22 protein-coding genes are annotated in these 21,159 nt (G+C 61.0%); 11 read left to right on the top strand and 11 right to left on the bottom strand.

Features of this window, described 5'->3' with window-relative positions; all coding sequences use genetic code 11:
• Positions 1-6: 6 nt before the first annotated feature.
• The 5 genes from queA to AC2A1F_RS14850 all read right to left on the bottom strand — a co-directional run bounded on the left by queA (position 7) and on the right by AC2A1F_RS14850 (position 3,541).
• A complete protein-coding gene (gene queA, locus AC2A1F_RS14870; RefSeq protein WP_484209531.1) occupies positions 7-1,035 on the bottom strand; it encodes a tRNA preQ1(34) S-adenosylmethionine ribosyltransferase-isomerase QueA in 1,029 nt (342 codons plus the stop codon).
• 41 nt (positions 1,036-1,076) lie between these two features.
• Positions 1,077-1,748, bottom strand: coding sequence for a peptidylprolyl isomerase (locus tag AC2A1F_RS14865; protein WP_484209530.1), 672 nt, complete (start codon positions 1,746-1,748; stop codon positions 1,077-1,079).
• 106 nt (positions 1,749-1,854) lie between these two features.
• Complete coding sequence (coaD, locus tag AC2A1F_RS14860) at positions 1,855-2,367, bottom strand: pantetheine-phosphate adenylyltransferase (RefSeq protein WP_484209529.1); 513 nt, start codon at positions 2,365-2,367, stop codon at positions 1,855-1,857.
• On the bottom strand, positions 2,367-3,266 hold the full coding sequence (locus tag AC2A1F_RS14855; RefSeq protein ID WP_484209613.1) for a polyprenyl synthetase family protein: 900 nt from the start codon (positions 3,264-3,266) through the stop codon (positions 2,367-2,369). The genes coaD and AC2A1F_RS14855 overlap by 1 nt, the downstream gene beginning before the upstream one ends.
• A gap of 11 nt (positions 3,267-3,277) precedes the next feature.
• Positions 3,278-3,541 (bottom strand): exodeoxyribonuclease VII small subunit, encoded by a 264-nt coding sequence (locus AC2A1F_RS14850; protein WP_484209612.1) that lies wholly within the window; start codon positions 3,539-3,541, stop codon positions 3,278-3,280.
• Positions 3,542-3,629: 88 nt separating this feature from the next.
• Here AC2A1F_RS14850 and AC2A1F_RS14845 point away from each other — a divergent pair, with 88 nt between their 5' ends.
• Positions 3,630-4,025, top strand: coding sequence for a DUF2177 family protein (locus AC2A1F_RS14845; protein ID WP_484209528.1), 396 nt, complete (start codon positions 3,630-3,632; stop codon positions 4,023-4,025).
• Positions 4,026-4,067: 42 nt separating this feature from the next.
• Positions 4,068-6,266 (top strand): phosphoribosylformylglycinamidine synthase subunit PurL, encoded by a 2,199-nt coding sequence (purL, locus tag AC2A1F_RS14840; RefSeq protein ID WP_484209527.1) that lies wholly within the window; start codon positions 4,068-4,070, stop codon positions 6,264-6,266.
• Between the two features lie 114 nt (positions 6,267-6,380).
• Here the strand turns inward: purL and AC2A1F_RS14835 are convergent, their stop codons facing one another.
• Both AC2A1F_RS14835 and serB read right to left on the bottom strand, forming a co-directional pair.
• Complete coding sequence (locus tag AC2A1F_RS14835) at positions 6,381-7,196, bottom strand: Coq4 family protein (RefSeq protein WP_484209611.1); 816 nt, start codon at positions 7,194-7,196, stop codon at positions 6,381-6,383.
• A 64-nt stretch (positions 7,197-7,260) separates the two neighbouring features.
• Positions 7,261-8,145 carry a phosphoserine phosphatase SerB gene (gene serB, locus AC2A1F_RS14830; RefSeq protein WP_484209526.1) on the bottom strand — a complete coding sequence of 295 codons (885 nt, stop codon included), beginning with the start codon at positions 8,143-8,145 and terminating at the stop codon, positions 7,261-7,263.
• On the opposite strand from serB, the gene miaA reads away from it, so the two are divergent.
• The 6 genes from miaA (at position 8,138) to AC2A1F_RS14800 (ending at position 13,913) form a co-directional block, all read left to right on the top strand.
• A complete protein-coding gene (gene miaA, locus AC2A1F_RS14825; protein WP_484209525.1) occupies positions 8,138-9,112 on the top strand; it encodes a tRNA (adenosine(37)-N6)-dimethylallyltransferase MiaA in 975 nt (324 codons plus the stop codon). The two genes, serB and miaA, sit on opposite strands and share 8 nt — an antisense overlap.
• 190 nt (positions 9,113-9,302) lie before the next feature.
• Positions 9,303-11,051: a biosynthetic-type acetolactate synthase large subunit gene (gene ilvB, locus AC2A1F_RS14820; RefSeq protein WP_484209524.1), complete on the top strand. Its 1,749-nt coding sequence runs from the start codon at positions 9,303-9,305 to the stop codon at positions 11,049-11,051.
• Positions 11,052-11,065: 14 nt separating this feature from the next.
• Positions 11,066-11,581, top strand: coding sequence for an acetolactate synthase small subunit (gene ilvN, locus AC2A1F_RS14815; protein ID WP_484209610.1), 516 nt, complete (start codon positions 11,066-11,068; stop codon positions 11,579-11,581).
• Between the two features lie 46 nt (positions 11,582-11,627).
• Positions 11,628-12,647, top strand: coding sequence for a ketol-acid reductoisomerase (ilvC, locus tag AC2A1F_RS14810; protein WP_484209523.1), 1,020 nt, complete (start codon positions 11,628-11,630; stop codon positions 12,645-12,647).
• 237 nt (positions 12,648-12,884) lie between these two features.
• Entirely contained in the window at positions 12,885-13,160 is a 276-nt protein-coding gene (locus tag AC2A1F_RS14805) for an I78 family peptidase inhibitor (protein ID WP_484209522.1), read from the top strand.
• Positions 13,161-13,253: 93 nt separating this feature from the next.
• A complete protein-coding gene (locus AC2A1F_RS14800; protein WP_484209521.1) occupies positions 13,254-13,913 on the top strand; it encodes a YceI family protein in 660 nt (219 codons plus the stop codon).
• Positions 13,914-13,917: 4 nt separating this feature from the next.
• On the opposite strand, the gene AC2A1F_RS14795 is transcribed toward AC2A1F_RS14800, so the two are convergent.
• Entirely contained in the window at positions 13,918-15,051 is a 1,134-nt protein-coding gene (locus AC2A1F_RS14795) for an epoxide hydrolase family protein (RefSeq protein ID WP_484209520.1), read from the bottom strand.
• Between the two features lie 212 nt (positions 15,052-15,263).
• On the opposite strand from AC2A1F_RS14795, the gene leuA reads away from it, so the two are divergent.
• The 3 genes from leuA (at position 15,264) to AC2A1F_RS14780 (ending at position 19,248) form a co-directional block, all read left to right on the top strand.
• The gene (gene leuA, locus AC2A1F_RS14790) at positions 15,264-16,931 is read left to right on the top strand and encodes a 2-isopropylmalate synthase (protein ID WP_484209519.1); all 1,668 of its coding nucleotides are present in this window, start codon (positions 15,264-15,266) and stop codon (positions 16,929-16,931) included.
• Between the two features lie 204 nt (positions 16,932-17,135).
• Positions 17,136-18,194, top strand: a complete 1,059-nt coding sequence (locus tag AC2A1F_RS14785; RefSeq protein WP_484209518.1) for an amidohydrolase family protein — start codon at positions 17,136-17,138, stop codon at positions 18,192-18,194.
• Positions 18,195-18,267: 73 nt separating this feature from the next.
• Entirely contained in the window at positions 18,268-19,248 is a 981-nt protein-coding gene (locus AC2A1F_RS14780; RefSeq protein WP_484209517.1) for an NAD(P)H-dependent flavin oxidoreductase, read from the top strand.
• Positions 19,249-19,290: 42 nt separating this feature from the next.
• Here AC2A1F_RS14780 and AC2A1F_RS14775 read toward each other — a convergent pair whose 3' ends face one another.
• From AC2A1F_RS14775 to AC2A1F_RS14765, 3 genes are all read right to left on the bottom strand, one after another.
• Positions 19,291-19,830, bottom strand: coding sequence for an AHH domain-containing protein (locus AC2A1F_RS14775; RefSeq protein ID WP_484209516.1), 540 nt, complete (start codon positions 19,828-19,830; stop codon positions 19,291-19,293).
• The gene (locus AC2A1F_RS14770; protein ID WP_484209515.1) at positions 19,821-20,387 is read right to left on the bottom strand and encodes a hypothetical protein; all 567 of its coding nucleotides are present in this window, start codon (positions 20,385-20,387) and stop codon (positions 19,821-19,823) included. The genes AC2A1F_RS14775 and AC2A1F_RS14770 overlap by 10 nt, the downstream gene beginning before the upstream one ends.
• 279 nt (positions 20,388-20,666) lie before the next feature.
• Positions 20,667-21,155 (bottom strand): flavodoxin family protein, encoded by a 489-nt coding sequence (locus tag AC2A1F_RS14765; RefSeq protein WP_484209514.1) that lies wholly within the window; start codon positions 21,153-21,155, stop codon positions 20,667-20,669.
• Between the last annotated feature and the right edge of the window lie 4 nt (positions 21,156-21,159).

Genomic DNA, 21,159 nt, shown 5'->3' with positions numbered 1-21,159 from the left:
CCATAATCAGGGCAATAACAGGCTGGAATCTCCGTAGGAATAGAAGCGGTAGCCTTGCGCAATGGCATGTGCATAAGCGGCCTGCATTCGGTCCAGACCCATCAGCGCGCTGACCAGCATGAACAGCGTGGACTTGGGCAGGTGAAAGTTGGTCATCAACCCGTCGATAGCGCGGAAGGTATATCCGGGCGTGATGAAGATCGCGGTATCTCCTTCGAACGGGCGGATCACCCGATCTTCGCCCGCAGCGCTTTCCAGCAGGCGCAGCGAGGTGGTGCCAACCGCGATCACACGATTGCCTGCAGCGCGCGCAGCGTTGAGCCGATCTGCTGTGGCGGCATCGATCGTGCCCCATTCGGCATGCATCTGGTGGTCCTGCGTATCATCCGCCTTTACCGGCAGGAACGTGCCCGCACCCACATGCAACGTGAGCGTTTCAGTGCGGATACTGCGGGCAGCAATGGCTTCCATCAAACGCGGCGTAAAGTGCAGCGCGGCGGTAGGCGCAGCAACCGCGCCATCCTTGGCCGCAAACATCGTCTGGTAATCTTCGCGGTCCTGTTCGTCGGTCGGCCGTTTGCCCGCAATATAGGGGGGCAGCGGCATCTGTCCGGCCCGTTCCAGCAAGACCTCCACCGGTTCATCGCCGGGGAAGAGCAGCGTCCAGCTGCCATCGGCAAACCGGCTTTCGGCAAAGGCAGTCACGCCAGCCCCGAACAGGATTTGATCACCCTCGCGCAATCGCTTGCCATTGCGAACGAAGGCCTGCCAACGCCGCAGGTCGATGCGCTTGTGCAGGGTCGCGCCAATCCGCGCCTCACCACGCTGGCCTTCCAGCTGCGCCGGGATTACGCGGGTGTCGTTGAACACCAGCACGTCGCCGGGATTCAGCAGCGACGGCAGATCAAGGACCGTTAAATCCTCCAGCGAGCCAGAGCCGGGTACGGATAGCAGCCGCGCAGCATCACGGGGCCGCGCAGGACGCAGGGCGATGTTTTCGGTCGGCAGTTCGAAATCAAAAAGATCAACGCGCATGGCTGCGCCCTAGACGCAAATGCTGGCGCTTGCGACTCCCGTCAGTTTGACGAAGAGTTGCTGAGCATATCGGCAGAAAACGCCTTCGTTTCCTTCGGTGCCTGAATGACCGGCGCGGGCTTGTTATCCGCAGCTATCGAGGCTTGCACGATCTTGGTTGGGTTCGCGGGCGGTTCGCCGCGCGCAATCGCATCAGCATATTCCATGCCTGCAATCACCCGGCCAAAGTTCGTGTATTTGTTGTCCAGCGCAAACCGCGGATAAAACACGATAAAGAACTGGCTGTTGGCGGTGTTCGGCTCGTTCGTGCGCGCCATCGAAATCGATCCGCGCATATGCGGGACGGTGTTGAACTCCGCATTCAGATCGGGAAGCGTCGATCCGCCCTGGCCCGTGCCGGTGGGGTCCCCGGTCTGCGCCATGAAGCCATCGATCACGCGGTGGAAGATGATACCATCATAAAAACCCTGGCGCACCAGCGTCTTGATCCGCTCGATATGCGAAGGGGCCCATTCCGGCATCAGCCTGATCGCCACCCGGCCACCGTTCGACAAATCAAGATAGAGCAGGTTTTCGCGGTCCACGCTCTGATCGGTGTTGACCACATAATTGATCGCCTTGGGCGCAGCGTCAGCCTTCTTATCCTCGGCCAAAGCCGGAGAAGCGGTCAAGGCAGCGCCGAGCGCGAGAGCGGTGAAAAAGCGCAAGACCATGAAATCATCGAACTCCGAAAGCGTCTAGCGCCGATAGTCTGCCCGCGCTGTCGCTGCAATGAACGATTTCTGTTTGTTTCCGGCGCGCGATGCCATCACTGCAAGATCAGTAATCGCCAAGACGGCCCATTTTTTCCACCCGCGCCACCACTTCATCGCGCACCGCCGGGGTCACGAAATCGGCAATCTCTCCACCGAACAGCGCGATTTCCTTGACCAGCTTGGAAGCAATCGGCTGCAAGCTGACATCAGCCATCAGAAACACGGTCTCAATCCGCGCATCAAGCTTCTGGTTCATGCCAGCCATCTGATATTCGTATTCAAAATCGGCCACGGCGCGCAAACCCCGCACGATCACGCTGGCACCTTGCGCCCGCGCAAATTTCATCAGCAGCGCGTTGAATCCGACCACTTCAACATTGTCGATTCCTTGATCAGACACTTCACGCACGACCATGGCCATGCGTTCATCTGCAGTGAACATCGGATTTTTCGACATGTTCGTGGTTACGCCGATGATCAACCTGTCGACCAGCTTTGCGCCACGCCGGATGATGTCCAGATGACCAAGAGTTATGGGATCAAACGTGCCGGGGTAGACGCCAATGCGCTGCGCCATCAGTGATTCCTCTCCACGATGAAGCGCGCCAGTTCGCGCAGCAGATCGGCCTCAGGGCCATAGCTGGACAGGAATTCTATCGACTGGTCCACCAGCATCCGCGCCTGTTCGCGCGCCCGCTCTGGCCCCAGCAGCGACAGGAACGTCTCCTTGCCCTGCCGCTCATCCTTGCGCAGCGCCTTGCCGGCAGCGGCTTCATCGCCTTCGGCATCCAGCAGATCGTCGGCAATCTGGAAGGCAAGGCCAATGTCGCGGGCATAGCCGCGCAGGTGCGTCCGGCCTTCAGGCGGAACCTTGCCCAGAATCGCGCCCATTTCGACTGAGGCAGAGAGCAGAGCGCCAGTCTTCAACTGCTGCAACCGAGTGACCGTCGGCAGATCGAACGTGGATGTTTCGGCAACGATGTCCATCATCTGCCCGCCGCACATGCCGTTCATCCCGCTGGCCGTTGCCAGCGTGCGGATCAGTTCGATGCGCGTGAACGGATCGCCGCTCGTTGCCGGATCGGACAGAACCTCGAACGCGAAATCGTGCAGCGCATCGCCCGCCAGCACCGCTGCGGCATCATCGAACGCCAGATGCACGGTCGGCTTGCCATGGCGTAGCGCATCGTTGTCCATACAGGGCAGATCATCGTGGATCAGCGAATAAACGTGGATCGCCTCAATCGCCGTGCCCACCCGCACCGCCGCTTCGCGCGAAACGCCAAACATTGATGCCGTGGCGCAGACCAGCAGCGGGCGAACCCGCTTGCCGCCGCCAATCGTTGCATAGCGCATCGCCTCGATCAGCCGGTCACGCGGATCGCCGGGCACCGGCAGCAGCAGATCGAAACTCTTGTCGATATCCTCCGCAATCGCCTTGAGCGCGGGCTTCAGAAGTCCGGTTTGCGCCACCATCGCTGCCTCGTTCAACCTTGCGCTTCATCAAAGGGGCGCAAGCCCTGCGGCTTGCCATCACGGTCGGCCACAATCGCCTCGATTCGCGCCTGCGCAGCATCGAGCCGTGCCTGACAATGCGCCCGCAGGGCATCACCGCGGGCATAAAGATCAATCGATTCATCCAGCGGCGCATCGCCACTTTCCAGCCGCCGCACGGTGGATTCAAGTTCCTTCAACGCCTCTTCAAAGCTGAGGCCAACGATGTCTGGTGCGATTTCAGGTCCGGTTCCCATGAAGGCAGCATTGACGGCGCGCGGGGGCGTGGTCAAGCTTCGATCCAAGGCAAAACGCTGCGTTTGCGCTTCAGGAGACTATCCGCCCATGCAATATGTTATCGCCTATATCGGTGCAGCCGTGGTGTTCGGGGCGCTGGATGCCGTGTGGCTCGGCTGGGCAGGATCAAAGCTCTATCGCCCTGCGCTGGGCAATCTGCTTGCCGACCAGTTCCGCCTTGCCCCCGCGCTGGTGTTCTATGTCCTGTATCTTGCCGGAATCATCTGGTTTGCGGTGCGTCCCGGCCTGTCGCAGGGCCTCGGGGCAGCGGCGCTGAACGGGGCCATTCTCGGTGCTATGTGCTACATGACCTATGACCTTACCAGCCAGGCCGTGCTGGCGCGTTGGCCGGTGCATGTGACGATCATCGATGTCATTTGGGGCACCTTTGCCACCACCGTGGCCGCCACTGCCGCCACATGGATCGCGCTCAAGTTTGCCTGACAGGACTAGCCTAGCGCGCCTTGCAACGCTAAGGCGCGCGGCATGTCCGAGATCACCGCAGAAGTCGTCGTCGCCCATGGGCTGTCCGAGGAAGAGTACCAGCGCGTTCTGAACGCGCTCGGGCGTGAACCAAACCTTGTCGAACTCGGCATCTTCTCGGTCATGTGGTCCGAACATTGTTCCTACAAATCAAGCCGCATCCACCTCAAGAAGCTGCCCACCAGCGCGCCTTGGGTGATTTGCGGCCCCGGTGAGAACGCCGGCGTGATCGATATCGGCATGGGGCCAGATGGTGTGGGCCAGGCCGCCATCTTCAAGATGGAAAGCCACAACCACCCCTCGTACATCGAACCCTATCAAGGCGCGGCAACCGGCGTCGGCGGCATCCTGCGCGATGTGTTCACGATGGGCGCAAGGCCCGTAGCGAACATGAACGCGTTGCGCTTCGGCCGCCCAGATCACCCCAAGATGAAACATCTGGTGCAAGGCGTCGTCGCGGGCATCGGCGGCTATGGCAATTGCGTTGGCGTGCCGACTGTAGGCGGCGAGACCAACTTCCACCCCGCCTATGACGGCAACATCCTCGTCAACGCGATGACCGTGGGCGTCGCTGATCAGGACAAGATTTTCTATTCCGCCGCCACCGGCATCGGCAATCCGATCGTCTATGTCGGCTCAAAGACCGGGCGCGATGGCATCCACGGCGCGACCATGGCCAGCGCCGATTTCGGCGAGGATTCCGAAGCCAAGCGCCCCACCGTGCAGGTCGGCGATCCCTTCACCGAAAAGCTGCTGATCGAGGCCTGCCTCGAACTGATGGCGACAGACGCCATCGTGGCGATTCAGGACATGGGCGCCGCAGGCCTCACCTCTTCGTCGGTTGAAATGGCTACCAACGGCAAGGCCGGCATCATCCTCGACATGGACAAGGTGCCCTGCCGCGAAGAGGGCATGACGCCCTACGAAATGATGCTCTCGGAAAGCCAAGAGCGCATGCTCATGGTCCTCAAGCCCGGCAAGGAAGCCATGGCCGAGGCGATTTTTCGCAAGTGGGAACTCGATTTCGCGGTCATCGGCGAAGTGACCGACACCGGCCACATGGTCCTGAAATTCAAGGGTGAGACCGTCTGCGACATTCCGCTCGGTCCACTGGCTGAAGACGCCCCACTCTATGATCGCCCCGCGCTCAGCCTTGAAGACTACAAGGCCTGGGCCAAGGTGCCGCCGCTTGGCGATATCCCGGAATCGACCGATATCGGCGCTGACTTGCTGAAACTGATGGCCTGCCCCGATCTGGCAAGCCGCCGCTGGATCTACGAACAATACGATTCGCAGGTCGGCGCAGACACGCTGCAAAAGTCGGGCGGCGACGCCGCTGTTGTGCGCATCCACGGCACGCAAAAAGCGCTCGCCATGAGCACCGATTGCACCCCGCGCTATTGCTATGCGGATCCTTATGAAGGCGGCAAGCAGGCGGTGGCCGAAACCTACCGCAACATTTGCGCGGTCGGCGCGCGCCCGCTGGCGATCACCAACTGCCTGAACTTCGCCAACCCCCAGCGTCCTGAAATCATGGCGCAGATCGTCCATGCGCTCGAAGGCATGGGCGATGCTTGCCGCGCGCTCGACTATCCCATCGTTTCGGGCAACGTCTCGCTTTATAACGAGAGCAAGGCCACCGGCGGCGGTTCGGCCATCCTGCCCACGCCTGCGATTGGCGGAGTCGGGCTGATGGAAGACCATGAGATCATGGCAACCGTCGCGTTCAAGGCTGAAGGCGAAGCGATCTTCGTCATTGGTCAGAACAATGGCCACCTCGGCCAGTCGCTGTGGCTGCGCGAAATCCACGGCCGCGAAGCGGGCGATGCCCCTACTGTCGATCTGGCCGCCGAGCGCCGTCACGGCGAATTCGTCCGCGAACTGATTGCACAGGGCAAAGTCAGCGCAGTACACGACGTTTCCGACGGCGGCCTTCTCGTCGCGCTGGCCGAGATGGCGATGGCCAGCGGCATTGGCTGCCAGCTTGAAGAAATCGGCGACCATTTCACCGCATTCGGCGAAGATCAGAGCCGCTACATCGTGACCAGCACGGTGGCCGAAACCATCCAGGCCGCCGGTATCCCGATGACCCGCATCGGCACCACAGGCGGCAATGCCGTATCCGGCCCCGGCTTCTCGGTTCCGATCACCACCCTGCGCGAAGCCAACGAAGCCTTCTTCCGCGATTGGATGGAAGGCTAACCCATCGCACCTAACAACGCGCCCCCGCGAAGGCGGGGGCCTCAGGGTTGTTACGGAAAGGCAACTTGAACCGCCTGAGGCCCCCGCCTTCGCGGGGGCGCGACGCTTGTGACTTCAAGCCGCCAGTTTCACCTTCGCGCTCTTGCCCAGCAAATCATACGGATCAACGCCCAGCCCGCGCCAGATCGCATGCGCCTCATGATAATGAACCGCCGGCGTAATGTTCAGCCGCCGCCGCACATCCTCAAGCGGCATCGGCAGCAACTCGGTCAGTGCCTGTTCGCACAGCCGCGGGCAGGCTTTGCCCAGTTTCTGCCCTTCCCGCACGGCCTTCAGCACCGGAGCGCTGCGGCGGGTCTGCTTGTTGATGTTCAGCCCCGCCATGTATCCGATGAACAGATGCGCAGGTGATGGCTGCTGGCTGTAGGTGAATGCCAGCACGCAAGCCTCACCCAAAGCGTCGCGGCCATATCCGGTCAAAACATGAAGCATATCATGCACATCGCGCATGCGGTTGAGATACCACTTGAACTGATCGTCGAACTGTTCGAACCCGCTTGAGCGCGTAAAGCGGTCAAACTCTTCCACCAGTCCTTGCGCGCTCAGCCCCTCGCGCTCCATAAAATCGCAATAGGCATGAGCCAAGGATCCTTTGGGCGTCAGGCGCAGGGCCGCATGATCATCGAGGATCGCCGGGAGATAGGGCTCCTTGGCGCGCAAAACCTGCCCGCGCTCACTGCGCAGGAAGCTTTCGGCCGAACCCCGCAGGTTCCGCCACGGAAGCGATTGGAAGATATGGAACACCTCTTCGGTGTTTTCCTTGTCCTTCAGCAGGTTCTGGAAATGCCGCCACGCCTTGAACGGCCTGAGCTTCATCTCGGGTCGACGCTCGTCATAGATCGGCAGGTCGGCACGGATCGCACAGGTCATGGCATTCACGGCGATTCTCCCATTAATCTTGCAGCGGGATACTAACAGGAGTGTAAATACACCGTCAATCCAGCACCCAGTGCTCGCGCGCAATGCCCAGAAGGGAAAGGATCGCGGTCAGATCGCCCCGGTCGATCCAGCCATTGGCCGCCGCGCGTGCCTTGGGCTTGGCGCGGTAGGCGATGCCGAAACTGGCGGCCTCGATCATCGGAATGTCATTCGCGCCATCGCCGGTGGCAAGGCTGAACGCCCCCTCACCCAAGCGCGCGGCTTCTTCCAGCAGCACCTGCTTCTTGACCGCGCTGTCCACGATCCCGCCCACCAGTTCGCCGGTAAGCTTGCCATCGTGCAGCCCAAGCCGGTTGCCCACCACCCGATCAAAGCCCAGCAATTGCGCCACCGGATCGGCAAAGGAATGGAAACCGCCCGTCACCAGCACCGTATGGCAGCCGCGCGCCTTCAGCGTGGAAACCAGCGTGCGCGCACCGTCCATCGGACGGATGCGTTCATCCAGACACTGTTCAATCGCGCTCTCTGGCAAGTCCTTCAGCAGCCCAACCCGCTCGCGCAGCGCGGATTCGAAATCGAGTTCGCCCTGCATCGCACGCTCGGTGATCGCCGCGATACGCTCTTTCAATCCGGCAAAATCGGCCAGTTCATCAATGCATTCCTGCCCGATCATGGTCGAATCCATATCCGACACGAACAGGTGCGGCACATCGATCAGGCCTTCGGCCACCAACAGATCGGATTCGGGGAAACACTGGTCGAGAATCTGGCGGATGCCCACCGGATTGCCTTCCACCACTTCCAGTTCCAGCACCTCGTCACACGTGTCGAGCATGCCCGCGCCCGCCACTTCCCAATCGCGCGCCTCGATCATTTCCATCGCAAGCGAGAGATTGTCACCAAGCGTCTCGGGGTCTGCTATCAGGCGCGCGATGATCAACGGGGAATCCTTTTCTGAAAGCGCGTGGCATGTCGGGGCTGACAGGCCGCGCGTCGCGCTAATCGCAGGGCCGACCGCCAGCGGCAAGAGCGATCTGGCCGTCCAGCTTGCCTTGCATGCAAAAACGCATGGGCGCGAGGCCGTGATCATCAACGCCGACAGCGCGCAAGTCTACGCCGACCTTGCGGTGGTCAGCGCCCGCCCGTCAGAAGCGGAAATGCAAGGCGTCCCGCACTTGCTGTTCGGTGCATGGGACGGCGCGCAAGCCTGTTCCGCCGCCGATTGGGCTGCTGCTGCAAAGCGTGAAATTGCGGCCGCCTTTGCCGCAGGCGCCTTGCCCATCCTCGTGGGCGGCACCGGCCTCTATATCAACACGCTGCTGCACGGCATCGCCCCGGTCCCGGAAATCGCCCCTGACGTACGCGAAGCGGTGCGCGCTATGCCCGTCGCGGAAGCCTACGCCGCGCTCCAAGCCGAAGACCCTGATCGTGCCGCCCTGCTGGCCCCGGCCGATGCCCAGCGCATCACCCGCGCGCTGGAGGTCGTTCGCTCCACTGGCGCTCCTCTAGCCCACTGGCAGCAACAGCGCACCGGCGGCATTGCCGACACGATCGACCTAGCCCCGGTCATCCTGATGCCGGATCGCCAGTGGCTCTACCGCCGTTGCGATCTGCGCTTTGAACACATGTGGCAGGCAGGCGCGGTTGGCGAAGTGCAGGCATTGCTCGCCCGCAACATGGCCGATTCGCAGCCAGTGATGCGTGCCATCGGTGTGCCAGAAATTGCGGCCTTCCTGCGCGGCGAATTGTCACAGGTCGAGGCCATCGCGGCTGGCCAGCAGGCGACACGCAACTATGCCAAACGGCAATTCACGTGGCTCAAAAACCAGAATCCGGGCGATTGGCCACGCATCACGTACGAAAATTCCATTGACACGACCCATATCGTAAGTTTATTGCGCACCTAGCCGGTTGACACGACCATTTGTGTCAATTAACAGGCCGTCACTTGCTTGGTCCACCTCATGTGCGGATCAGGCGCCCGAGGTGGGAGAGACGGCCCGGCGCAGCTAGTCTGTAGCCGGGCCGCAGTTTTTTGTTTTTCAGGCGCGGTATCGGGGCTAACGGCCCTCCCACGCGAAGATAGGGTGAAGCAACGTGACAACCGAGCGCAGCGGCGCCGAAATTCTGGTCGAAAGCCTTGTCGCCAAGGGCGTCGAATTCGTGTTCGGCTATCCCGGCGGCGCAGTGCTGCCGATCTATGATGCGCTGTTCGGCGATGAACGCATCCGCCACATCCTCGTCCGGCATGAAGCAGGCGCTGCCCATGCGGCGGAAGGCTATGCCCGCGCCACCGGCAAGCCCGGCGTCGTGCTCGTCACCTCCGGCCCGGGCGCGACCAATGCGGTCACCGGTATTGCCGATGCGTTCATGGATTCGATCCCGATGGTGGTCATCACCGGGCAGGTTCCCACCGGCCTCATCGGGTCAGACGCGTTTCAGGAAGCCGATACCGTCGGCATCACGCGCCACTGCACCAAGCATAACTATCTGGTCAAAGACCCGGCGCAGCTTGCCTCGATCATTGACGAGGCGTTCCGCATCGCTACCGAAGGCCGTCCCGGCCCGGTCGTGATCGACATTCCCAAGGACGTGCAGATCGCCTCCGCCCCGTGGAACGGCAACGCCCCGCAACAGCGCAACCGCTACAACCCGCAGACCGAAGCTGGCACGGCCGAAATCGCGCAAGCCATCGACATGATCGTAGCGGCCAAGGCTCCAGTGTTCTACACCGGCGGCGGCGTCATCAATTCCGGCCCATTGGCCGCGCAATTGCTGCAGGAACTGCAAGCGCTCACTGGCGCGCCCGTCACCTCCACGCTGATGGGCCTTGGTGCATTCCCCGCGGATCACCCGGCATGGCTCGGTATGCTGGGCATGCACGGCACCTATGAAGCCAACCTGACGATGAATCAGGCCGACCTGATGGTCTGCATCGGCGCGCGCTTTGATGATCGCGTCACCGGCCGTCTCGATGCCTTCTCGCCCGACAGCAAGAAGATCCACATCGACATCGATCGCGCCTCGATCAACAAGACCGTGGCGGTCGATCTGCCCGTCATCGGCGATTGCGGCAAAGTCCTCGCCCAATTGATCGATGCCTGGCACCAGAAAGGCTACAAGGCGCAGGACCTGTCGGCATGGAACGCCCGTATCGAAGGCTGGCGCGGCCGCAAGAGCCTTGCCTACCCGCGCAAGTCCGTCGCGATCATGCCGCAATATGCGGTTGAACGGCTCTATGAGCTGACCAAGCACCGCGAACCGATCATCTCCACCGAGGTCGGCCAGCACCAGATGTGGGCGGCGCAGTACTTCCACTTCATGAAGCCCAACAAGTGGCTCACTTCGGGCGGCCTTGGCACGATGGGTTATGGCCTTCCCGCCGCCATCGGCGCTCAGGCGGGCTTCCCCGATGCGCTGGTGATCGACATTGCTGGCGATGCCTCGATCCAGATGAACATCCAGGAACTGGGCACTGCCACGCAATATCGCCTGCCGGTGAAGGTCTTCGTGCTCAACAACGAATGGATGGGCATGGTCCGCCAGTGGCAGGAACTGACCTACGAAAGCCGCTATTCGAACTCCTATTCCGACAGTCTGCCCGATTTCGTGAAGCTGGCCGAAGCCTATGGCTGGAAAGGGATCCGCATCACCGATGAGAGCGAACTGGACGCGGGCATTCAGGCGATGATCGACCATGATGGCCCGGTGTTCGTCGATTGCCTCGTTGCCAAGGAAGCCAACTGCTTCCCGATGATTCCGTCGGGCGCAGCCCATACCGACATGATCCTCTACGGCGATGAAGTGGCCGGCACGATGGACGATGAAGCCAAGGCGCTGGTGTGAGGACCCCCGAAATGATGCATATGCCGACCGAGGCGCGCGAGCGCCACGTTCTCACCATCACCGTCGATAACGAAGCGGGCATTCTGGCCAAGATAGCCGGGCTGTTCACCGCGCGTGGCTACAACATCGACAGCCTGACAGTGGCCGACATCACCGATGGCCATGAACTGAGCCGGATCACGATCGTCACGCATGGTCCGCCGCCAGTGATCGATCAGATCCGTGCCCAGTTGGAACGGCTGGTGCCGGTGCACAAGGTCACCGACCTCACCGAAATCGGCCCTTTCGTCGAACGCGAACTGGCCTTGATCAAAGTTTCGGGCAAGGGCGAGAACCGCGTCGAGGCACTACGCCTTGCCGATGTGTTCCGCGCCAAAGTGGTCGACACCACCACCGCCAGCTTCATTTTCGAACTGACCGGCGCGCCCGAAAAGATCGACAGCTTCGTCTCTTTGATGAAGGAACTCGGCCTTGTCGAAGTCGGTCGCACCGGCATCGTCGGCATGATCCGCGGCGCAACCGCCGCCTGAACCTTTCACCCGCCATTTCAACAATTCACGACAGATTGGGAACATCATGAAGGTCTATTACGACGCAGACTGCGATCTGAACCTCATCACGGACAAGAAGATCGCCATCCTCGGCTATGGCTCGCAAGGCCATGCCCACGCGCAGAACCTGCGCGATTCGGGCGTCAAGGATGTGGCCATCGCGCTGCGCCCCGGCTCGGCCAGCGCCAAGAAGGCCGAAGCGGCAGGCTTCAAGGTCCTTCCCAACGCCGAAGCTGCCGCATGGGCCGACGTGCTGATGATCCTCGCCCCCGATGAGCATCAGGCCGCCATCTACGCCGATGACCTCCACGCCAACATGAAGCCTGGCGCGGCCATGGCTTTCGCCCACGGCCTCAACATCCACTTCGGCCTGATCGAAGCGCGCGCCGATATCGACGTGATCATGATCGCGCCCAAGGGCCCCGGCCACACCGTGCGCAGCGAATACCAGCGGGGCGGCGGTGTGCCCTGCCTGATCGCCGTCCACCAGAACGTTACCGGCAACGCCCATGATGTCGCGCTTGCCTACGCTTCGGGCGTCGGCGGCGGCCGTTCGGGCATCATCGAAACCAACTTCCGTGAAGAGTGCGAAACCGATCTGTTCGGCGAACAGGCCGTGCTCTGCGGTGGCACCACCGCGCTGGTGCAGGCCGGGTTCGAAACGCTGGTCGAAGCTGGCTACGCGCCGGAAATGGCCTACTTCGAATGCCTGCACGAGTTGAAGCTGATCGTCGATCTGATGTACGAAGGCGGCATCGCCAACATGCGCTACTCGATCTCGAACACCGCCGAATACGGCGATATCAAGACCGGCCCGCGCATCATCACCGAAGAAACCAAGAAGGAAATGAAGCGCGTTCTGGCCGACATCCAGTCGGGCCGCTTCGTCAAGGACTTCGTGCTCGATAACCGCGCCGGCCAGCCCGAACTCAAGGCCGCCCGCGGCCTTGCCCGCCGTCACCCGATCGAGGAAACCGGCGCTAAGCTGCGTGCGATGATGCCCTGGATCGGTGCAAACAAGCTGGTTGACCAGACCAAGAACTGATCTCGCGTCCGTTCAGGACCAGATTTTTGAGAAGAGGCGGCCTCATGCCGCCTCTTTTTTTGGCCGAAAACAAGCTGCTTCGACAAATGACCTAAATTTGACGACGAATTGGCTGGACGCCGCGATGCCAATCGTTATCGCCTGCTCAAAATGTGATCCAGATCACAGGACGAGCACATACAAAAAAGGGTCGCCATAGCCGCAACTGCGGCATTCTGCGTGATGTGGCCGCCTGCCATGGCAGGCGCCGCAGCAGATGAATCACGCTCATCAGCCAGCCCTGCGCGCACGATGGGGCTTGCCGGACACAACTCTTGCGGGCTGCGCCAGGCACGCCGGCTGATTGGCCATGTGCTTACGCCAGCCCTGCACGGTGACCTCGCCCGCTCTGTCGGCCATAACCGCATCCGCGTGATTCGCCCCGGGGCTGTGATCAGCACCGGTCATGATCCTTCACGCATCAACCTGATACTCGACGATGTCGGAAACCTGATGACTATTCGTTGCGGTTGAAACGGTTGCTATCACGAGGCCCACGAATTCCACCTTGTGAAGCGCGTCTGCCTTTGGCATCCCAAAGTCTCCTTCCCCTCAGGAGATCCCCCCATGACCACTCCGTTCCGCATTTCGCGCGCGCTGAAGATCGCGTTGCCCCTTGCCCTCGTTGCCGCCGCCGCACCAATGGTCGCCCAGATGCCCGAAGTTCCCGGCAAGGCTGACAAGGCGCGCGTCGCCGCCGGTACCTACACCGCCGACGCAGGCCACTCGCTCGTCGCGTGGAAGGTCAACCATTTCGGCTTCAACGACTATTTCGGCCTGTTTGGTGACGTCACCGGTTCGCTCACAGTCGATCCGGCCAATCCCGCCGCAGCCAAAGTCTCAGTCACGATCCCCGTATCCAAGGTCGTCACGGCCAGCGCAGGCCTTACCAGCCACCTGCTCAAGCCTGCCGCCGAGGGTAAGAGCGCCGACTTCTTCGGTGCCGCACCTGCCGATGCCACGTTCGTCTCCACCAGCGTCGCCCCCGGTGCCGATGGCATGAGCGCCAAGATCACCGGAAACCTCACACTCAATGGCGTAACCAAGCCGGTCACGATCGACGCGACTTTCGCAGGTGCGGGCAGCAATCCGTTCAGCAAGGCCGCCACGGTTGGCTTCCACGGCAAGGCCATGATCAAGCGGTCGGACTTCAACGTGAAGTACGGCCTGCCCTTCGTCTCGGACGAAGTGGCACTCGACATCACCGCCGCCTTCGAAAAGAAGTAAGCCCCTAACCCATCAGGGAAAACGCAGCCCGAAGCTCTTTCACAAAGGCTTCGGGCTGCTCCCACGCGGCAAAGTGCCCGCCTTTCTCAAGTTCGCCCCAATAGACCAGCTGCGAACACGTCCGCTCAAACCACTTGCGTGGCGCGGGTATGATTTCCTTGGGGAACGCACTCGCCGCCACCGGAATGTCGATCTGCACCCCGGTGATCGCGCCAAAGCTCTCCCAATAGAGCCGCGCCGACGATGCCCCCGATGCGGTCAGCCAATAGAGCATGATGTTATCGAGCATGTCGTCCCGGCTCAGCGCATCTTCTGGCGCACCCTGATGATCGGTCCACGCCCACATCTTCTCGTATATCCATCCGGCCAACCCGACCGGTGAATCGACAAGGCCATACCCCACCGTCTGAGGCCGGGTGGATTGCTCCTTGGAATATCCCGAATCCCAATCCTGATAATGCTTCAGCGCGGCCATCGCCTTCAGATCAGCAGGTTCGGGCGCGGCCATATCTTCAGCAGAAGGCGCAGCCATCGGCATGTTGAGATGAATGCCCTTGCACCCGGGCACTGGCATCGCGCCGATCATCGTGGTGACAATCGAACCCCAATCCCCGCCTTGCGCGAACCAGCTATCATAGCCAAGCCGCGCCATCAGCGCGCCCCAGGCTTGCGCAATCTTCTGAACGCCCCAGCCCGTCACCGCAGGCTTGCCCGAAAACCCATAGCCCGGCAGGCACGGGATCACGAGATGGAACGCGTCAGCCGCGGTCCCGCCGTGCTCTTCGGGCCGGGTCAGCGGCGCGATGCAGCGGCGAAATTCGAGGATTGATCCCGGCCAGCCATGCGTCATCACCAGCGGTCGCGCGCCCTCATGCGGGGACCGCACATGCAGGAACCGGATCTTCACACCGTCGATCTCGGTTTCGAACATGCCCCAATCGTTCAGCATCTGCTGGCAGGCGTACCAGTCATAGCCATCGCGCCAGTGCGCGACCAGTTCCTGCAAGGCTGCCAGCGGCGTCCCTTGCGACCAGTCATCCACCGTCTCCTTCTCCGGCCACCGCGCCATATCCAGACGGCAATGCAGGTCAGAAATGGCGCCTGGCGGAATATCGACCACGAATGGAACGACGGACATTTGCAACTCTCCCGATTTTTGTCTTGCAAACATTCTGGACAAGCGCGCACGGAATCACCATAGGCTTGTCGCATGAACACTCGGCTGGACCTTACCCTGCGACTTATCCGCCCTTGGGCGTGAGCTGACGCGCACGGTTTGCCCGGCGCGCACGGCGCCCAGGGGATGAAGCAACTCTTCCGGCAAAATCCAGATCATCCGAGTTCACCATCATGACCATGCTCAAAAACCCTTCGGCCAAGTATCGCCCGTTTCCGCAGATTGATCTGCCGAACCGCCAATGGCCCAGCAAAACCATCACCAATGCCCCGCGCTGGCTCTCCACCGACATGCGCGATGGCAACCAGTCGCTGATCGATCCGATGGACGCAGACAAGAAGAGCCGCTTCTTCGATCTGCTGCTGCGGGTCGGCCTCAAGGAAATCGAGGTCGGCTTCCCGTCCGCTGGCGCGACCGAGTATGATTTCATTCGCGGGTTGGTCGATGCCGGGCGCATTCCCGATGACGTCTTCGTGCAAGTGCTCACCCAGTCGCGTGAAGACCTGATCAAGACCTCGTTCGAAAGTCTGGCCGGGGCCAAGCAGGCCATCGTCCACGTCTACAACGCCGTGTCTCCCCTGTGGCGGCAGGTCGTGTTCGGCATGGACAAGGCCGATGTGCGCAAGATTGCTGAGGATGGCGCAAAGTTCCTGCGCGATCAGGCAGCGCGCTTCCCGCAGACCGACTGGCACTTCGAATATAGCCCGGAAACCTTCTCCACCGCCGAACTCGATTTCAGCATCGAGTGCTGCGAAGCAGTAATGGAAATTCTCCAGCCCACGGTTGAAAAGCCCATCATCCTGAACCTGCCCGCCACGGTTGAGGCGGCGACAGCCAACATCTACGCCGACCAGATCGAATACTTCTGCCGCAATCTGCCGAACCGCGATCGCGCGGTGATCAGTCTGCACACCCACAATGATCGTGGCACCGGCGTTGCTGCGGCTGAACTCGGCCTGATGGCAGGTGCAGACCGCGTTGAGGGCTGCCTTTTCGGCAACGGTGAGCGTACCGGCAACTGCTGCCTCGTTACAGTCGGTCTGAACTTGTACACACAAGGCGTTGATCCTGAACTGGATTTCTCAGACATTGATGAAGTTATCCAGACAGTTGAGTACTGCAACCAACTGCCCGTCCACCCGCGCCACCCCTATGGTGGCGAGCTGGTGTTCACCGCCTTTTCCGGCAGCCATCAGGACGCGATCAAAAAGGGCTTTGCTGCTGCGGAACAGCGCAATGACGAGCTGTGGGCCATCCCCTATCTGCCGATTGACCCGGCGGACCTTGGCCGCAGCTACGAAGCGGTCATCCGCGTCAATTCGCAGTCCGGCAAGGGCGGCTTTGCCTGGGTGCTCGAACAGGATCAGGGCCTGAAACTGCCCAAGAAAATGCAGGCCCACTTCTCGCGCCACGTGCAGGAACTGGCCGATGAACTGGGCCGCGAACTGCAAGCCGCTGATATCTGGGGCGTCTTCCGCAAGGCCTATCGCCTTGATGCACCACAGCACCTGCAATTGGTCGAATATGACGAGACGCGCGGGCAAGACGGTACGCGCATCTTTGCGGGCAAAATCGAGGTGGATGGCAAATTGCAGACCGTATCGGGCCGGGGCAACGGGCTGATCTCCTCGGTCGTCGCTACGCTCAAAGACGGCTTCGGCGTGGACATCGACGTGACCGACTATACCGAGCACGCGATGGGCGCAGGCAGCAACGCCCGCGCCGCCGCCTATGTCGAATGCAAGACCGCCGATGGCCGCACCATCTGGGGCGTCGGGATTGACGAAGACGTCGCCACCGCCTCCGTCCGCGCGGTTCTGAGCGCAGCGAACGCAACGTAATAACGTCATCTGACTCTAGGCCCTCCCGCAAGCGGGAGGGCCGCGAGACTTAATGAGCCGAAGGCGAATTTAGTCGCAGCGGGGTGGGTAACTCGCGCAATCGCTCAGCATTTCAATCGAATGATTAATCGCACTTGCTGCCACCGAACCACACGCCATACTCCCAAAACGCCCGCAAGAGGCGCAAACAAGGGACAGGACGCCATGGAACAGGATAAAGCCGAAGAAGCGATTCTCGAACCTGATTTGCCGATCATCGATCCACACCACCACCTGTGGGATTTGCGCCCGCTGATCTCGGCCTTCCCGCAGCCGCGCCATTTCTTCATCGAAACGCTAAGCCATTCGGCCTATTATACATTCGACCAATTGCTGGCCGACGCGCGCGGCGGGCACAATGTCATCGCCACGGTATACATGGAATGCGGCGCCTTCTACCGCGCCGGCGCAGATCCCGCGATGAAGCCGGTGGGCGAAGTGGAATTTGCAGGCGGCGTTGCCGCACAAGGCGCAAGCGGCCTCTACGGCAACTTCCGCCCTTGCTCCGCCATTGTCGGCCACGCCGACCTCACGCTGGGAGACGGCGCAAGGCCCGTGCTCGAAGCGCTGGCAGCGGCAGGAAACGGACGTTTTCGCGGCATCCGCCATCAAGGCGCTTGGGACGCAGACCCGGACGTTCTCGGCCCGCCCTTCCACGCGCCACCGCAGCTCTACCTGTCGGACCACTTCCGCAAAGGCTTCCGCCATCTGGGCGACATGGGCCTGACGTTTGACGCATGGGTGCTCGAACCGCAACTTGGCGATGTGCTCGATCTGGCGCGTGCCTTTCCCGATCAGCCTATCTGCCTCGACCATTGCGGCACGCCGCTCGGCATGGGAATCTATCTTAACAAACTGCACGAACGCTTTGATATCTGGCGTGAAAGCATTCGTGCGATTGCCACCTGCCCCAATGTCAGCGTCAAGCTTGGCGGCCTCGGCATGGCATTTTGCGGCTTGCCCGATCACGGCCCGATGGCAGGCCTCTCGTCAGAAACGTTGGCGGCCATGTGGCGACCCTATATCGAAACCTGCATTGAGGCATTCGGCCCGGATCGCGCGATGTTTGAGAGCAATTACCCGGTCGACAAATGGGGCGCGAGTTACAACACGCTGTGGAACGCCTTCAAACGCCTGGCCCAAGGCGCATCCGATACGGAAAAGCGCGGGCTTTTTGCAGGCACGGCGGCGAAATTCTACGGCATCGAGGACACGTTGGCTTGAACCCCTTTGACAAGCTGCACGGCATGACTTAGCCGTTTAACCATACGATTAAAACATCAAGGACCGAACCGACATGGCCCTGCCCCCACTATTTGCCAACTTGCGCCTGCCCGTCATCGCTTCACCGCTGTTCATCATCTCGTGCCCCGAACTGGTGATCGCGCAGTGCAAGGCCGGGATTGTCGGCTCCTTCCCGTCGCTTAACGCGCGGCCCATCAGCCAACTCGATGAATGGCTGCACCAGATCACCGAAGAACTGGCAGCCCACAACCGCGCCAACCCGGATCGCCCGGCGGCACCCTTCGCGGTTAACCAGATCGTCCACAAGACCAACAACCGCCTCGATGAAGACATGGCGATGTGCGAAAAATGGCAGGTGCCGATGCTGATCACCTCGCTCGGCGCGCGAGAAGATGTTTATGCCGCTGCGCATCGCTGGGGCGGGATCGTCCTGCACGATGTGATCAACGATCGCTTCGCCCGCAAGGCCATCGAAAAGGGCGCAGATGGGCTCGTGCCCGTTGCTGCCGGGGCTGGAGGCCATGCCGGGGCACAATCCCCCTTCGCGCTGATGCAGGAAATTCGCGAATGGTTCAGCGGCCTCGTCGCACTATCTGGCGCAATCGCACATGGTAGATCTATCCTTGCTGCTCAATCACTTGGGGCAGACTTTGCATACATCGGCTCAGCATGGATCGCGACCGAGGAAGCCAATGCCAATGCCGAATACAAGCAGTCCATCGTAGACAGCAGGGCCGACGATATCGTCTACTCCAACCTGTTCACCGGCGTCCACGGCAACTACTTGCGCTCCTCGATCGTCAATGCCGGACTGGACCCGGACAATCTGCCGGTCAGCGATCCGAGCAAAATGAATTTTGGATCGGGCGGCAACACCGGGGCGAAAGCCTGGAAGGATATCTGGGGGTCGGGACAAGGGATAGGAGCAGTGTCAGCGGTTGAACCGGTCGCCGTTCGGGTGGACCGGCTTGAGCAGGAATATCGCGACGCGGCCAAGGCGCTCTCAGATAGCTCTGCTCCCTTTTTGAAGTAGGCTTGGTGCGCCTAGGTGCATTTAGGTGCTTCTAGGTGCACTTCAGGCTGCGTGTTGTGCGCCACCTGTGTCAGACCAGAAAAGATCAGCCATTTCATCAAGATGGCTGAAGTCCAGCGCCGGATCGCGGGTGTTTAACGGCACCCGCGACCAATTGCGCGGATCAAGGAAGCGCCTCCGCAAGGCGCGCTGCAAAAGATCAAATCGCATCAGCGCCACATAGTCCGCCTCTGCGCCTTTTCGTCGGTTACGCGACCAGTCTGCTTCGATCTGGCCAACACGTTCAAGCACCAGTTCGTTATACGCACGGTGCGGGCCGCGGTGCAGCGGCAGACCGATGCGGCGGGCGACGTCTTCGGACGCCGGGAGCATCTGGCCGTTGCGGCGGAAATCGTGAATGCCAAGCCTCTCGACCCCGAGTTGCGTGACGAAAGGCGACAAGCCGGTAAGCTGGAGGACTTGGCGAGGAACCAGATGATGGCGTTGCAAATCCGGCGAATAGCCCGGGTTTCCGGGGACGTTAACGCTCCCGAACGGTAGCTTGCGCCGCTTACGGCACGAAGGATCCCGGCTTACTTGCACCGCGCAAGAATACGGCCACTTTCCGACACCTCAAGAAAGACTGCTCCCGTTCCGGCAAGAACTGCCTCAGTAGGACTACTTATAGGCCCATGGGCGACCAGCCAATCTATCAGCCGGATCGCCACGCGCGATAGCGAAACAGCGCTATCGTTTGACGCCGGCAGAATCGAAAATTCCTGTTCTATAAAGAAGTTAAGTCCTTCGCTGCGGAGCCCGCCTTCAGCGTTGGCATGAATCGCGACGAAAGCTGGTGCCGGGAACGGCCCTCCTTGCAGCCAAGGGCGAACAGCCTTTTCAAACAGGTCTGCCCTGACCATCAATTTGGCCGGAAGCCAGACAATCGAAGTTGCCGGGCCGATTCGCGCAAGATTTGCCAGCAAATCGGCGATAATTCTGATCACCGGAAGCATCCGCTGCGCGCCCGCCAAATGCGGCCCGGGCGCCAGTGTCAACACCCCCAGATCAGGCTGAGCGGATCGATCCAGCCCAACCGCCGCTCGCAATTCCGGGAAGGGCTGGGCCGGACCACCTGCCAGGCCATGCAAATCAAACGTCAAACCGTCGCGCAGGAGCTCAACCCAGCCATCAGCAGACGATGGTTCGTGCGATATGGCATAACCAGCACTTCGCTCGGCTTCGGCAAGAATATCCTCCAGCGAAGGGAGAAGGGCAGCGTCGTAAAGGAGCGCAGCAATCGGGGCGCAACCGTCAGACCGGAAACTGGCGTCCACGTGCGTCCCTTCTTGTAACGACCTTGTTCATCAGCGGTTTGCCCGGCCAGCCCCGATTCTGACCACCAGAGCTAGGTTCGCTGTGGATCATATAAGCGCAAAAATTCAGAAAACTCCTAAATCAAGCCCGGCTGAAATTGCCTGTCCCAGATCGCGACACTTTTGCAGGTTCTCGAAACAAAGTTGCTTCTCTGCCAGAATTTCCGCCGGAGACTGGGCCTTCGTACACACCACCAACGGATCGGCAATGCGGCGAAGGCGCCAACCGGTGACAATACGATCAATCTGCCGCCCTGCGCCCGATCCATCCGATCCCGCTGCAATCATGGTCGCATAGGGCCGCCCTTCAATCTTTCCGAGCAGAGGATAGTACGTGCGATCAAAGAACTCCTTCATCATGCCTGTCATGCTGCCAAGATTTTCGGGGCAACAGAACACATAGCCCTGCGCCGCCAGCAGATCGTCGCCCGCCGCCTCATGCGCGCTTATCATGCGGCAGTTGCCCGCGACGCACGCCGCCCCGAATGCGGCTTGCGCCATGGCTTGCGCTGCACCGGTGCGGCTATGCCAGATGATCAGCAGCCCCGTTACCATGCCT

The sequence above is a fragment of the Novosphingobium sp. HNCC26BN242 genome (genome assembly GCF_057180525.1).
Note: the sequence above shows the minus strand (reverse complement) of the source record. Positions and strands in the feature narration are given on the sequence as shown.

Coding starts and splice junctions, on each gene's coding strand:
- miaA (WP_484209525.1), top strand. CDS start 8,138: ATGATCAACGGGGAATCCTTTTCTGAAAGCGCGTGGCATGTCGGGGCT.
- ilvC (WP_484209523.1), top strand. CDS start 11,628: ATGAAGGTCTATTACGACGCAGACTGCGATCTGAACCTCATCACGGAC.
- ilvN (WP_484209610.1), top strand. CDS start 11,066: ATGCATATGCCGACCGAGGCGCGCGAGCGCCACGTTCTCACCATCACC.
- coaD (WP_484209529.1), bottom strand. CDS start 2,367: ATGGCGCAGCGCATTGGCGTCTACCCCGGCACGTTTGATCCCATAACT.
- queA (WP_484209531.1), bottom strand. CDS start 1,035: ATGCGCGTTGATCTTTTTGATTTCGAACTGCCGACCGAAAACATCGCC.
- leuA (WP_484209519.1), top strand. CDS start 15,264: ATGACCATGCTCAAAAACCCTTCGGCCAAGTATCGCCCGTTTCCGCAG.
- purL (WP_484209527.1), top strand. CDS start 4,068: ATGTCCGAGATCACCGCAGAAGTCGTCGTCGCCCATGGGCTGTCCGAG.
- AC2A1F_RS14835 (WP_484209611.1), bottom strand. CDS start 7,196: ATGACCTGTGCGATCCGTGCCGACCTGCCGATCTATGACGAGCGTCGA.
- AC2A1F_RS14795 (WP_484209520.1), bottom strand. CDS start 15,051: ATGTCCGTCGTTCCATTCGTGGTCGATATTCCGCCAGGCGCCATTTCT.
- AC2A1F_RS14855 (WP_484209613.1), bottom strand. CDS start 3,266: ATGGTGGCGCAAACCGGACTTCTGAAGCCCGCGCTCAAGGCGATTGCG.
- AC2A1F_RS14865 (WP_484209530.1), bottom strand. CDS start 1,748: ATGGTCTTGCGCTTTTTCACCGCTCTCGCGCTCGGCGCTGCCTTGACC.
- AC2A1F_RS14780 (WP_484209517.1), top strand. CDS start 18,268: ATGGCCCTGCCCCCACTATTTGCCAACTTGCGCCTGCCCGTCATCGCT.
- AC2A1F_RS14850 (WP_484209612.1), bottom strand. CDS start 3,541: ATGGGAACCGGACCTGAAATCGCACCAGACATCGTTGGCCTCAGCTTT.
- AC2A1F_RS14785 (WP_484209518.1), top strand. CDS start 17,136: ATGGAACAGGATAAAGCCGAAGAAGCGATTCTCGAACCTGATTTGCCG.
- AC2A1F_RS14765 (WP_484209514.1), bottom strand. CDS start 21,155: ATGGTAACGGGGCTGCTGATCATCTGGCATAGCCGCACCGGTGCAGCG.
- AC2A1F_RS14800 (WP_484209521.1), top strand. CDS start 13,254: ATGACCACTCCGTTCCGCATTTCGCGCGCGCTGAAGATCGCGTTGCCC.
- AC2A1F_RS14845 (WP_484209528.1), top strand. CDS start 3,630: ATGCAATATGTTATCGCCTATATCGGTGCAGCCGTGGTGTTCGGGGCG.
- AC2A1F_RS14805 (WP_484209522.1), top strand. CDS start 12,885: ATGGCAGGCGCCGCAGCAGATGAATCACGCTCATCAGCCAGCCCTGCG.